7 protein-coding genes and 2 pseudogenes are annotated in these 13,657 nt (G+C 72.0%); 6 read left to right on the plus strand and 3 right to left on the minus strand.

Features of this window, described 5'->3' with window-relative positions; genetic code table 11:
• Positions 1–132 precede the first annotated feature (132 nt).
• Positions 133–525 (plus strand): DUF1611 domain-containing protein, encoded by a 393-nt coding sequence (locus tag KWI83_RS40510; RefSeq protein WP_218518444.1) that lies wholly within the window; start codon positions 133–135, stop codon positions 523–525.
• Between the two features lie 5 nt (positions 526–530).
• Positions 531–1,078, plus strand: a pseudogene (locus tag KWI83_RS35170) (DUF1611 domain-containing protein).
• A 323-nt stretch (positions 1,079–1,401) separates the two neighbouring features.
• On the opposite strand, the pseudogene KWI83_RS40515 reads toward KWI83_RS35170, so the two are convergent.
• Positions 1,402–1,593, minus strand: a pseudogene (locus tag KWI83_RS40515) (TauD/TfdA family dioxygenase); the annotation flags it as partial.
• A gap of 313 nt (positions 1,594–1,906) precedes the next feature.
• Entirely contained in the window at positions 1,907–4,885 is a 2,979-nt protein-coding gene (locus tag KWI83_RS35180) for a type I polyketide synthase (protein WP_218518447.1), read from the minus strand.
• A gap of 130 nt (positions 4,886–5,015) precedes the next feature.
• Here KWI83_RS35180 and KWI83_RS35185 point away from each other — a divergent pair, with 130 nt between their 5' ends.
• From KWI83_RS35185 to KWI83_RS35200, 4 genes are read left to right on the plus strand one after another with little or no spacing between them, the layout of a single operon-like run.
• The gene (locus tag KWI83_RS35185; protein WP_218518448.1) at positions 5,016–8,225 is read left to right on the plus strand and encodes a non-ribosomal peptide synthetase; all 3,210 of its coding nucleotides are present in this window, start codon (positions 5,016–5,018) and stop codon (positions 8,223–8,225) included.
• Positions 8,222–9,439, plus strand: a complete 1,218-nt coding sequence (locus KWI83_RS35190) for a cytochrome P450 (RefSeq protein ID WP_218518449.1) — start codon at positions 8,222–8,224, stop codon at positions 9,437–9,439. Before KWI83_RS35185 ends, KWI83_RS35190 begins: the two co-directional genes overlap by 4 nt.
• Entirely contained in the window at positions 9,436–9,858 is a 423-nt protein-coding gene (locus KWI83_RS35195; RefSeq protein ID WP_218518450.1) for a RidA family protein, read from the plus strand. The genes KWI83_RS35190 and KWI83_RS35195 overlap by 4 nt, the downstream gene beginning before the upstream one ends.
• 50 nt (positions 9,859–9,908) lie before the next feature.
• Positions 9,909–10,946: an alpha/beta hydrolase gene (locus KWI83_RS35200; RefSeq protein WP_218518451.1), complete on the plus strand. Its 1,038-nt coding sequence runs from the start codon at positions 9,909–9,911 to the stop codon at positions 10,944–10,946.
• A gap of 689 nt (positions 10,947–11,635) precedes the next feature.
• On the opposite strand, the gene KWI83_RS35205 is transcribed toward KWI83_RS35200, so the two are convergent.
• Positions 11,636–12,877, minus strand: a complete 1,242-nt coding sequence (locus KWI83_RS35205) for a helix-turn-helix domain-containing protein (protein WP_218518452.1) — start codon at positions 12,875–12,877, stop codon at positions 11,636–11,638.
• Between the last annotated feature and the right edge of the window lie 780 nt (positions 12,878–13,657).

The following is a 13,657-nucleotide window of genomic DNA, read 5'->3' on the forward strand; positions in this document are numbered from 1 at the left end:
GGCGACATCGCTGCCGAGCCGTCGATCGCCCGCTCCAGGCAGGCACGCGCCGCTTCCACGTCCTGGAGGTGGGCGAGGGACTGCGGCCCCTGACGTCCTCGCGGGTCATTGGCGGCCACTTCGAAGGATCCGATGCTGTCAATCACCAGTGCCATCGCGCCAGGCTGTTCTTTGGACCGCTCCACCCCGGATACCGGATCCGTAGCGGAGCTCGCGCTCTTTCTGGTGCTCCTGGCAGACGAACCCGTGGGGTCGGCCGTCGATCCGTACTGGCGTGAACAGGTGCTCACCGCGCTGGAGTCGGGGCTCGACGTGGTCAGCGGTCTGCACTACCAGTTCGCCGACGATGCCGAGCCGTCGCCGCCCGTACGGGGGCACGCATCCGGGACGTTCGCAGGCCGCCCCATGAGCTGTACTTCACGGACTTCGCGGCGGACGGCCGGCCGGTGGTCCACTACCGCGAGCACCGGGCGGGGCCGCACACGGTGCTCGCAGTGGGCACCGACTGCAGCAGCGGCAAGATGACGACGATGCTGGAGCTGCGGCGGGCTGCACTCGGCCGCGGACTCGCGCCCGGATTCGTGGCCACCGGCCAGGTCGGCATGATGATCTCCGGGGCGGCGTGACCGTCGACGGTGTCATGTCCGACTTCGTCAACAGCGTGGTGGAGCAGGTCGTGTTCGACGCCGCGCAGGAGCACGATCTCGTCCTGGTCGAAGGCCAGGAGGCCCTGAACCATCCGCGCTACTCGGCCGTCACTCTCGGGCTGCTGCACGGGGCGAGGCCGGACTCCCTGGTCCTCTGTCACGACCTGCAGCGCGAGAGCGTCGGTCTGCTGCCGGGGCACCGTCTTCCCTCGGTGCGCCGGGCCATCGAGATCAACGAGCAGGCGGTGCGCTGGGTCTGGCCCGACGACGCCTGCCGGGTGGCCGGGATCTCGGTGATGTCACGCGGCCTGCCGTACGACGAGGCGCGCGACGCGATCGACCGCCTGGAGCAGGAGACCGGGCTGCGGACGACCGATGTGCTGCGGTACGGGGCGGACCGGCTGCTGGACGCGGTACTGCCGCCCCGGTGACGCGGGCGCGACGCCGGCGCCGTCATGACACGCTTTCGTTGTCGCCGCGTGTTTGGCGTCGCGTTCACGCGGGGCACGGATCCGCTCCGGTTCGGCCGCGATGCGCTTGAGGGCATGATCGCGGTGGTGGCGGTCGCGTTCTTCCTTAGCGGGGTTGTGGCAGACCACTTCCGGTCACGGTGCAGCGTTCCGCGCGCCGGTCCCGGGTGCCGTAGTCGAAGACGGCGTAGTGCTGTGTCGACCGGTTGTCCCAGATCGCCAGGTCCTCCGCGCCAGCGCCAGCGGACGGTGTGCTCCGGGGTGGCCCCGTGCTCCTGCCGGATGCGCAGGACATCGCGCGACGCCTGGGGACCGAGGCCGACCGCCCGGCGCGCGAACCCGCCGAACACCAGGGCACGTTCACCGGTCTCGGGGTGGTCGTGCACCGCCGGGTGCTCGGTCTCGAACAGGGTGGAGACGTACTCGCGGCGCGCGGCCACCGTGGCGTCGGTGTAGCTGGAGTCGTTGCTGCGCACTACCCGCAGCCGGCCGGCAAGGGCCCGCAGCGGCTCGGGCAAGTGCGGTGTGCCAGTCGTTGGCGCGGGTGCCCTCCCGGGAGTCGATCTCCCTGACCCTGGGCCGGTTCTCGGGGGCGGCGTAGCTGGGGTGCCCGAGGGGCACCTCGCCGAAGGCGCTGGCGAGGGCGGCCTGACTGTCGTAGGTCAGACTCCGATCCCGGAGGAAGACGCCTGGTACCGGAGCGGTCACGATGTGTGCCTTTGTCTCGGACTGTCGATGTCAGTCTGTCGGTCTGTCGGTCTCGGTCTGGTCGGTCGGGTGGACTGTCGGTCAGCGGGCCGTCATGAGGGCGGTCAGGAGTTCCGCCTGGCCGCTCAGGGAGCGTGCGGTCATCAGGTCGCGGACGGGGACCCGGACGCCGAGTTCGCGGGTGGCCCGGCGGGCGAGGCGGGTGGCCAGCAAGGAGTCGCCGCCCAGGTCGAAGAAGTCGGAGTGGGCGGCGAGGTCGCAGTGGCCGAGGAGTTCCGTCCACAGGCGGGTGAGGAGGGCGGTGGGGCCCTCCGGCGCGGCGGGCGCGGGCTTCGCCGCCCGCGTCGGCACGGGCTCCTGGACCGGGACGGCCTCCTCGACGACTTCGCTGGCCCTGACCAACCGTGACGCATCCGTCGACGGCGCCGCCTCCGGGGCGATCCAGCGCGGGCCCGCGAACGGGTAGGTCGGCAGATGGACCCGGCGCCGACCGGGGGCGCACAGGGCACGCGGGGAGAGCGGCTGGCCCCGGGTCCACAGGGTGCCGAGGGCGGCGAGGACCTCGTCGGCGGGGTGGGCCGTACGGGACGGCGAGAGCGGGACGGAGGGCAGGCCGGCCGCCTCCGCGAGGGCGGACAGCACCCGGCCGGGCCCCACCTCCACGACCAGCGCGTCGGGAAGGTGGTCGGCGACCGACGCCAGGGCGTCCCCGAACCGCACGGTGCGCCGCGCCTGTTCGGCGAAGAGCTGCGGCCGGATGTCGCTGTCCGGCGGGAACAGGCGCCCGGTGACATTGGCCGCGAAGGGCACGGAGGGCCTGTGGACGGCGAGGGTGGCAAGCGTGTCGGTCAGCCGGGGCAGCGCGGGTTCGACGAGCGCGCTGTGGAAGGCGCGGTCCGCGGCGAGACGGCGTACGGGGATCCGGCCCGCGAGGCGTGCCTCGAACTCGGTGACGGCCGCGACGGGACCGGCCACCACACAGCCGTCGGGGGAATTCACCGCGGCCGGCTCCAGACCGGGCAGGCCTGAGACGGCGATGAGTTCGCGGATGCGTTCCTCCTCGCAGCCGAGCGCGAGCATGGCGCCCTGCGGGCACTCCTGCATGGCCTGCCCGCGGACGGTCACCAAGCGGGCGGCGTCGGCGAGGTCGAAGACCCCGGCGACACAGGCCGCGGTGATCTCGCCGAGGCTGTGCCCGGCCACCGCGGCGGGGGTGACGCCGAGGGCGACGAGGGCGGTGGCGGCCGCGTACTCGAAGGCGAACAGGACGGGCTGGGCCAGCTCGGTCGCCGCCAGGTCCGGGGCGGGGAAGCCGGGGTCGTGGAGCGCGCGGCGCATCCGTTCGGCGAGCGCCGGCTCGAAGGCGGCGAGGCACTGCTCCAGCGCGGCCGGGAAGCCCGGCAGGGCCTCGGCGGCCGGCAGTGCCATGCCCGGGTACTGGGTGCCCTGCCCGGGGAAGGCGAACACGACGGGCGCGGGCCCGCCCGCGGGACGGCTGCCGCGTACGGCGGCCGTGTTCCGCGTCAGCCGCCGCGCCACCTCGGCGGTGGTACGCCCGGTCACGGCGAGCCGCTCCGGCAGTTCGGCCCGTCCCGTGGCGAGGGTGGCGGCGACGTCCGTCAGGTCCGCGCCGTCGGCCAGTCGGGCGCCCAGCCGGGCGGCCGAGCGATCCAGTGCCTCCGCGTCGGCGGCGGACAGCAGCACCAGCCGCGCACGGTCGTCGGAGTCGGGCCCGGCCGGTGCGACGGGCGGCTGCTCGACGACCACGTGCACGTTGGTGCCGCCGATGCCGAAGGAGCTGACCCCTGCCCGGCGCGGCTCGGGCCCCGTCCACGGACCGCACTCGGTGGGGACGTACAGCGGCGAACCGTCCGTCTCCAGCAGCGGGTTGAGGCCGGTGAACCCGGCCACCGGGGGCACCACGCCCGTCTTCACCACCAGCAGTGCCTTGATCAGGGCGGCCAGCCCTGCGGCGTTGTCGAGATGGCCGACGTTGGCCTTGACCGCCCCCACCGCGATCGAGCCCTCGGGGGCGCCCGCCCCGCTCAGCGCGGCCGAGGCCGCCGACCACTCAATGGGGTCGCCCACACGGGTGCCGGTGCCGTGCGTCTCCAGGTAGCCGATGGTGTCGCCGCCGACGTCCGCCGTGGACAGGGCGGCGCGGATGACGGCCTCCTGGCCGCCGACGGACGGGGCGTAGTAACCCGCTTTCGCCGCCCCGTCGTTGTTGATCGCCGTGCCGAGCACGACACCGTAGGGGTCGTCACCGTCCGCCTCCGCGTCGGCGAGCCGACGCAGCACCACGCACGCCACCCCCGACCCGGCGACGACACCGTCGGCGTTCTCGTCGAAGGGTCGGCACTCCCCCGAGGCAGAGTGGATGCCGCCGGCCACGGCGAGGTGTCCGGCCTGCGGGTACGGGATCCCGGCGGCGACGACGAGGGCCTGGTCGCAGTCGCCGTTCAGCAGCGACTGGACGGCCATGTGCAGGGCGACCAGGGAGGAGGAGCAGGCGGTCTGGACGGCCACCGCGGGCCCGTTCAGGTCCAGCTTGTACGACAGGAGGCTGGCCATGAAGTCGGGCTCGGTGCCGTGGATCGCGTCCTCGATGGTCAGCGCGTCCAGCTCCCCGCTCGCGACCATGGCGCGCAGATAGCCGCTGCCGCTGGCGGAGGCGAACACGGCCGTTCTCTGCGCCCCCGCCGCCCGCTCCGCGCCCCGGCCGCGCGGGGTGACGCCCGCGTCCTCCAGGGCCGCCCACGCGGCCTCCAGCATCAGCCGGTGCTGTGGGTCCATCATCTCGGCCTCGCGCGGGCTGACCCCGAACAGCACGTTGTCGAAGCGGTCGGCGTCCGGGAGACGACCGTGGACTGGTACGTAGTCGGGGTCGTCCAGCAGGTCCTTGGGCACGCCCGCGGCGAGCAGGTCGGACTTCTCGTAGCGACTGGTCAGGACCCGGCCCTCGGTCAGGGCCGTCCACCACGCGTCGAGGTCGGCGGCGCCGGGGAACCTTGCGGAGATGCCGGTGACGGCTATGTCCAGGGATCGGTCGCGAGTCATCGAAACCACCTTCCGCATCGGGGCACCTGAGTAGGTTGTCAGCAATGGCAATACTATGGCAATCTCTTGCCAATCCTGGCAATCATTTGATTCGTGCCTGCACGGAGCAGTCGAGGGGGAGAGAGTGCGCTTGCGACCGAACGCCGCCTGGAGCGTGGGACGTCCATGCGCCGCGCCCGAGGAGGGCCTGCACGAGACGTTCGCCCGCCACGCCCGCGCCCGGCCGGACGCGGTGGCCCTCGTCGACGACGAACGCGCCATCACCTACGAGGAGTTGGACCGCACCGCCGACGCCTGGGCCGCCCGGCTCGTCGCCGCCGGCACCGGCCCCGGCGACCTGGTCCCGGTCCTGCTGCCGCGCGGCGCCCGTCTGGTCGTCGCCCTGCTCGCGATCCTCAAGACCGGCGCCGCGTACGCGCTGCTGGACCCCGCCTGGCCCGAGCGGCGACTGAGCGACATCCGCGCGCAACTCGACCCACCCCTCGCGGTGGCCGAACACGGCAGCGAACTCCCCCTGGGCGGACCGCCGTTGCGGATCTGGTCACCGCCTCAAGGCCCCGTTCCCGAACCGGCACCACCGGGCTTCCGGCCCGCGCGCGTCGACGGCTCCGCCCCGGCCTGCGTCTTCTTCACCTCGGGCACGACCGGCCGCCCCAAGGGGGCCGTGACCCCGCACCGGGCGACGGCAAGGCTCTTCCCCCGGGACGGCTTCGCGTCGTTCGCCGCCGACACCGTGATGCCGCTGGCGGCGGCCGTGTCCTGGGACGCGTTCTCCCTGGAGCTGTGGTCGGTGCTCCTCAACGGCGGCACCTCTGTGATCGTCGAGGAGCCCTATCTGTCACCCACCGCGCTGCGCGCCGGTGTACTGCGGCACGGCATGAACACCGTGTGGCTCACCAGCAGCCTGTTCAACATGGTCGTGGACGAGGACCCGGACGCGTTCCACGGCCTGCGCCAGGTGCTCATCGGCGGTGAGCGGCTCTCCGTTCCCCATGTGCGCCGCTTTCTGCGCCGGCATCCCGGCATCGCCCTGATCAACGGGTACGGCCCGGTCGAGTCCACCGTGTTCACCACCACGCACCGCATCACCGAGGCCGACTGCGACCGCCCCGGCGGCATCCCCCTCGGTCGTCCGGTCCCCGGTACCCGGGTGTACGTCCTGGAGCCGGACGGCACCCGCCCGTGCGCGGTGGGCGAGACGGGCGAACTGTGTGTCGCGGGGGACGGGCTGGCGCTGGGCTACCTCGGCGATCCCGCCCTGACCGAGCGGAAGTTCATCCGGATCCCGCTCGATCCGGGCGACGCCGACGGCTTCGGTGACGGTGCCGGCGAGGACGTACGGGTCTACCGCACCGGCGACCTGGTCGAGTGGGACCCGGACGGACTGCTGCACTACCGGGGCCGGGCCGACCGGCAGGTGAAGATCTGGGGCCATCGCGTGGAACCCGCCGAGGTCGAGCGGCAGGCGGAGGAGCTGCTGCCGGGCGTACGGTCCTGCCGGGTGCTGCCCCGCCCGGACGCCTCCGGCACGAGCCTGGAACTGATCGCGTTCTGCGTGCCGCTCCGGCCAGACGACCCGCTGCCCGACGCCCTCGCCACGCTCCACGCGGCGCTCGTCCCCTACCAGCGTCCCGCGCTGCTGGTCGTCGTCGACGGCTTCCCGACCACCGACCGGGGAAAACTCGACGAGCGGGCCCTGCTCGCGCTGGCACCGGAGCCGGCCCGGCCGCCGTCCACGTCCGGCCCGGACCGGACCGAGACCGTGCCCGACCCCGTCGTACGGGCCGTCGCGGAGACCTTCGCGGCCGTGCTCGGCCGTGACTCCGTACCGCTCGACGTGCCGTTCGCCGAACTCGGCGGGACCTCGCTCGGGGCGGGGCGGGTGTGCGCCCGGCTCGCGGCCCGGTTCGGCCGCCCCGTTCCGGTCGCGCGGTTCTACGGCCGTACGACCGTCTCGGCGCTCGCGCGGTGGCTGCGGGACACGGCCGACGTGCCAGTGGCTCCCGAGCCGCCTGCCCCGGACGGCACCACTCCGCTCACGCCCATGCAGATCGTGTACCTCACCCGCCGGCTCGTCGCCCCCACCGATCTGACCTCGCACTGTCTGCTCACCTGGACCGTCGAGGGCGAGCTGGACCGGGCGGCTCTGGGCGCCGCCGTCGACGAGGTGCACGGCCGGCACGAGGCGCTGCGCGCCGCCTATCTCGCGGATCCGGGCCCGTCAGCCGTGCTCGTGGACATCGCGCCTCCCGACGTCGAGGAGCTGGACGAGGAGCCGTCCGTCGACGCCGCGGTCCGGGCGCTGCGCGCCGAGCTGACCGACGAACTCGACCTGGCCGCGGGAGAGGTGTGGCGCACGGCGCTGGTACCGGTGGCCGGGTCCAACACGGCGGTGTTCGGCTGCGTGGTGCACCACATCGCCTTCGACGGCTGGTCGGAGTCGGTGCTCGCCCGCGACCTGAGCACGGCCTACACCGCCGCGCTGCCCGGTGCGGGAGCGCGGGCCGCCATGCTGTCCGCCGCCGGCCCGCGCCCCGCTCCCCCGTCGCTGCGTCAGCTGCACACGGAACGCATCCTGCGCCGGGCCCTCGCCGCCCCCGACGCCCACCGCGCATACCTGGTGGATGAACTGACCGCCGTGCCGGAGCTGCGCTGGCCACCGGGCCCGCCCGAGACCACGAGCGACAGCGAGCCCGCGCTGGTGGTGGCCCAGGTCCCGGTGCCCGGACTCGGTGCGGTTGACGCGCTGGCCGCCGAGTGCGGTGTGAGCCGGTTCGTCGTGTTGCTCGCCCTGTGGGCGCGAAGCGTCGCGGAGGTAACCGGACAGCGGGACTTCGCGGTCGGTGTCCCGGTCGCGCAGCGCGACGCGGCGGGGCTGGAGGACGTCGTCGGGTGCCACATCACCATGCTGTGCCTGCGACTGCGCGGTACAGCCCTCGACGGCGGCGCGGCCGCCGTGCGCGAGACCGGCGGGATCGTCACCCGTGCCTTCGCCGCGCAGGAGGTTCCCTTGGGGGAGGTCCTCACTCTCGTCGACCCGCCCCGCACCGGCCGGCCCCCGCTCTACCAGGCCCTCTTCGCGCTCCAGGACAACCCCACCCCGGACCTCGAACTCCCCGGTCTGCGCAGCGCGTTCCTGCGCCAGCCCTACCCGGATCTGCCCCTCGAACTGCACACCGAGTGCTGGCCGGACGGCACGGGCGGGCTGCGCGTGGAGACGACGTTCCGCCCGGAGGCCGTACCGCCCGCCGTGGCCCGCGAGATCACCGAACACTTCTCCGACCAACTGGACCGGCTGGACCGACCGGACCGGCTCACTTCCGGAAGGGCACCGTCATGACGGCAACCGCCGTATCGCCCGAACACCTCCTCTCCCGTATGGCCGACCCCGAACTGCACGTCAGCGGCGACCCGCACGCGCTGTGGCGCTGGATGCGGGAGTTCTCCCCCGTGCACCGGCACGAGGCCGGGGAACTGCCCGCTTTCTGGTCGCTCACCAAGTACGAGGACATCCGGTCCGTCTACCGCGACCCGGGCGGCTTCAGCTCGGCCCGCGGGGTGCTGCTGCGCCCGGCCCGGCTCGGCGACGACCCCGGAGGCGGACTGACCCTCGCCCTGTCCGACCCGCCGCGCCACAAGGAGTTGCGGTCGCTCATGGCGGACTGGTTCAGCACCCGTGCCGTGCGCGTGCTGGAGGACTCCATCCGGACAGCGGCGCGTACGGCCGTCGCAGCCGCCCTCGACGAGGGCGGCTGCGACTTCGTCCACCTCGCCGGACGGTTCTCGCACTCCGTCATCTGCGGGATCATCGGCATCCCCGAGCGGGACCACGAGGATGTCTACCGGTGGTGCGAGGAGGCGTTCTCCGCGCACACCTCGCTGGCCGCGCACCCGCAGCTCATGGAGTACTTCATGGAGCTGCTCTACGACCGCATGGCCGAACCCGCCGACGACCTGGTGAGCGCCCTGGTCAACGGGACCGTCCACGGCGAGCTGCTGAGCGAGCACGAGGTGCTGCTCAACTGCGAGAACCTCATCGGCGCCACGGAGAACGGCCGGCTCGCCCTGATCGGCGGCATGCTCGCCTTCCTCCAGCACCCCGACCAGTGGCACCGGCTGCGCCAGGACCGCGCGCTGCTGCCCGGCGCGGTGGAGGAGATCGTGCGCTGGACCTCCAGCGCGACGCACAGCATGCGGACCGCCACCCGGCCCCGCGTCATCCGGGGCGAGCGGATCGAGGCCGGCGACCGGGTCGTGCTGTGGTTGCCCTCGGCCAACCGGGACGAGGACATCTTCGAGGATCCGTACCGCTTCGACATCGACCGCCGCCCCAACCGGCACATCGCCCTGGCCTCCGGCGAGCACTTCTGCATCGGCAGCACACTGGCCCGCGCCGAGATGCGGGCTCTGTTCACGGAACTCCTCGACTCGACGGGCGTGATCGAACAGGCGGGTCCCGTCACTCGCGTGCGGTCGAACGCCGTCAACGGACCCGCGGCACTGCCCGTACACCTGACTCCAAGAACGACGCCGCGAGACGGAGGATTCTCATGACCACCAGGCGCACCACCCTCACCCACATCTCACACCCGCCGGGCGTCCACCCGAGCGACGGCTACACCCATGTGGTGACCGGGCCGGGCCGCGTGGCCGCCGTGGCCGGCCAGATGCCGTTCGACGAGAACGGCGAGCTGGTCGGCGAGGGCGACCCGGCCGCGCAGACCCGGCAGATCTTCGAGAACATGCGCGGCTGTCTGGCCGCCGCCGGACTCACCTTCGACGACATCATCAAGCTCACCTACTACATGACGGACATCGCCCACGTACCGGCCGTCCTCGCCGCGCGCGACGAGTTCATCGACACCACGCGGCCACCGGCGAGCACCGTGGTCCAGGTGGTGGCGCTCTACCGCCCTGACCTGCTGCTCGAAGTCGACGCCCTGGCGCTGACCGGCGCGGACACGGTCGACTGACGGTTCCCCCCTCCCCTCAGCGCTCTTCCACCGCAAACCTCAGGAGCACCATGACCATCACTCCCGCACATCCACGCCCAGATGTGGCAGATGGAGGAGTGGGCGGTCCGCCGCCCTTCGATCCCGAGCTGGCGACACCTCTGCATGCCGTCCTCGACGACCTGCCGATGCCGTTGACGCCCGAACTCGTCGCCGACCGGCGGCGCAGGTCGGACGCCGGCCGATTGACCGATGCCGACATCCGGCGCGGCGGACGGTTCGAGATCGAGGAGCGTACGGTCCCCGGGCCGCCCGGCGCGCCCGACCTGCCCCTGCTCATCTGCCGTCCGACGGCCGCGACGGGGCCGCACCCGGTGATCTACCACACCCACGGCGGCGGCATGGTCGCCGGTAGCCACCGCAGTACGGAGCTGGCCGGTGAGCTGGACCGGGCCCAGGAGCTGGACCTGGCCGTGGTATCCGTCGACTACCGGCTCGCCCCGGAACACCCCGACCCCCACCCGGTGGAGGACTGCTACGCCGGCCTCACCTGGCTCGCCCGTAACGCCACGGACCTCGGGCTGGACCCGGACCGGATCGTCCTGAGCGGAAACAGCGCCGGTGGCGCGCTCGCGGCAGGGCTCGCGCTGCTCGCCCGGGACCGCCGAGGCCCCCGGCCGCGGGGTCAGTTGCTCCAGTTCCCGATGCTGGACGACCGGTGCGAGACGTTCTCGCACATCCAGATGGAACACGTTGGGCTCTGGGACGGCGCGTCCAACCGGGTGGGCTGGACGGCGCTGCTCGGCGCACGGCGCGGCACCGAGGACGTCTCGTACTACGCGGCCCCGGCACGGGCCCGGGACCTGTCGGGGCTGCCGCCGGCGTTCATCGAGGTCGGCTCGGTGGAGGCGCTGCGGGACGAGGGCGTCGCATACGCCGACCGCATCTGGCGGGCGGGCGGACAGGCCGAACTTCACGTCTGGTCCGGTGCCTTCCACAGCTTCGACGAGTGGGTCCCGAAGGCCGCGATCTCCCGCGCGGCCCACGGGGCCCGGGTGTCCTGGCTACGACGCATACTGGCGACGACGGAGGGACGGAACACCCGCTGACTCCGGCCTCCACCTCATTCGCTGCTGGTCGCCGGGGGAGGGGGAACCCACTGCCCTCCAGCGTCGACATCGAGCGGCGCTCGCACGCCCGGCTGGGGTCAGCGCGCCGAGCGGCCCGTCGAGGGCGCGCGACACTTCGACCGGGGGATCTCGTTCTGGTCCAGAAAGGTCTGGAAGGCCGGCGGTCTTGGTGAGGAGACATCCTCGGTGTCTGAAATGGTGCCCTCGGCTGCGTAGCGGACCGCGTAGCGGGTCTTCTTCCTGGCTGCGCGACGGCGTGCGGGAATCGGTCGCCCGGGCCGCCCTATGGAGGGCGTCATCCTCTTCACCGGCCGAAGGTCCTCGCAGTGACGGGTAAGGAGGTGCTGCCGCCCCCGCACTTCGTGGAGATCGACCGCTGGGTCACGGCCGCGCTCGGGCCTGCGGTTCGGGGTCTTTCACGTGGAACTGTGGCTCACCGCGGATGGCGTCGTCCTGGGCGAGGTGCGCATACGGCCCACCAGTCCGTCCTGCACGCCGAGCCGCCCGTCGCACCTGGCGGCAGCCCCACGCCGGAGGCGGCCGGCGAACTGGGCCGACGCCGGACTGGCCACGGCCGGTCGCTGACCCGGTTCCGGCAATCCCGGTAACCACGGCAAAACGGCCCGTCGGATTCCTGACGGGCCGTCAAGGGGTGTGCTGTTGTCGCCTTACGCCTCTTCCGCTTCCGTCCTGCGCAACTGGCTCACGTCCTCCAGGCATTCGGCGAGGATCCGCCAGATTTCGGCGGCCAGGTCGATGTTGGACTGCTGCTGGGCCTGCTCACCGAGTTCCTTCAGGTGGCGGATGCCCTCTTGCTCGCGGCCCTCCAGGATCATCAGCCGGCTGTCGAGGATGCGCAGCCGTACCTGGTCCCGGTAGGTCACCAGCAGCTCGTCACGGTTGAGCTCGTCGTACAGCTGCCGTGCGTCCGTGTACCGGCCCTCGTGGAAGGCGAGGTGGGTCTGGAGGGTGAGCAACTCCTGGCGGAGCACGGCCGTGCCGATGAGTGCGAGGGCGCCGGCCGCCTCCTGGAGACACTCCCGGCCGCGCTCGGTCCGCGGCGGCGTGCTCTGTAGGTGCAGGGACGCGGCGGCCAGCCGCAGCCGCGCCCACAACGTCAGGTCGACGCCGCTGTCCAGTTCCTTCATGGCCCGCTCGAGGCAGTCCCGGGCGCCCTCGTGGTCGCCCTGCCGGAACCGCACGGTGGCGGCCGACCACAGTGCCTCGGTGGCCAGCGTGTCGGACCGCGCCGCCACCAGGTCGACCAGTTCGTCGACGTGCGCCCGGGCATCGGGCAGCCGACCCGCCTCGGCCTCCACGGAGACGAGCGTCAGCAGCGCGCCCCCGGTGTCCGGGACGGCGAGTGCGGCACCCTTGGCCAGTTGGTAGGCGTGGAGTGCGAGGTCCAGCGCCCGCGACACCTCACCCGTCGACCTCAGGGCGCGGGCGAGCTGAAATCGGGCTCTGCACTGGAGTTCGGGCAGGACGAGTTTGTCGGCCACCTGCACCAGTTCCTCCAGGCACGCCAGCTCCTCGGCCCGCTCGCCGCGACGCTGCCGGTACCGCGAGATGTGCCACAGGGCTTGCCAGCGCAGGAACAGGTTCTCCTCCCGCACTTGGGCGAGTACGGTGATGAGGTTCTCGCTGCTCTCGTCGCTCTCCGTGGAGATGGCGAGGGAGAGCGCCTGGGCCAGGGAGCCTCCACTTGGCGGGGTGTCAAAGGCCGAGCGCTCGACCCCGAGTGCCTGGACGAGGTAGTTGACCACGCGTTCCGTGGGTTGCCTCGCGCCCGACTCGAGACGGGACAAGTACCCGGTGGAGATCTCCTTGCCGGCCAGCGCGGCCTGCGAAAGATCGCGCTCGAGGCGCAGTTCCTTGAGGCGTTGTCCGAAAGCTGGCTGATCAAGCATATGAGTCTCACTATTCAGATGCACGGATGCGGCGACAGTACACCGCTCAGCCTCCCCCGCGACGCTCGGCGAGCAGTCAATGTACTGAAGGTGCTGCTTGGTCTCAGTGTAGGGAAACGTCGACTGATCAGGCAAGTAACTTGCCAGATTCAATTGTCAACCAATTTTAGCTACCTCGCCGATGGCAATCGCTTACTTGCCAAGTGTGGCAAGCTATTGCCATGCGCGACCGGAGTGGGCTACGTTGGTCTCGCCCTGCTGGGCTGTATCCCTGAAACCCCCCCACCTGCAACTTCATGAATGGATTCGAACATGTTCAGGCGATTTCGTACGGCATCCGCAGCAGCTCTCTCCGTCCTGGCTCTGAGCGCCTCGATCGCCTCTTGGCAACAGGGCATAGACTGGCCCAAGCAGCAGACGTCGATCGTTGCCTTAGCTTCCGACGGCAGGATTGACTGGCCGTAACACGGGCTGGAGCGGTCGTACCGCCCCTCCCGCAGGCACGGCACGTGCGCCGCGGCGTCCCTTTTGCCTCACCGGGCACGTTGAGGGCCGGGCTTGCCATTGCTTGGCCGTCCTTTCCGCGCCCTCTGCGCATCTCCCCCCTGCGGCAGCCTCGGTGTCCCGTTCCTGTGACGGCCGGCTTCTCATGTTCTGCCGAGCGACCTGGTCCTCGTGTCCCCTTCCGCACTCGTTCCGCTGAGGCACGCCCGGACGCCGTCCACCGGCCCCCTCACCCCACCCCCCACCCGTGCGAGACTGGACGCTTTGCCATGACTT

Origin of the sequence: Streptomyces sp. TRM70350 (assembly GCF_019219825.1) — a bacterium.
Taxonomy (GTDB): Bacteria; Actinomycetota; Actinomycetes; order Streptomycetales; family Streptomycetaceae; genus Streptomyces.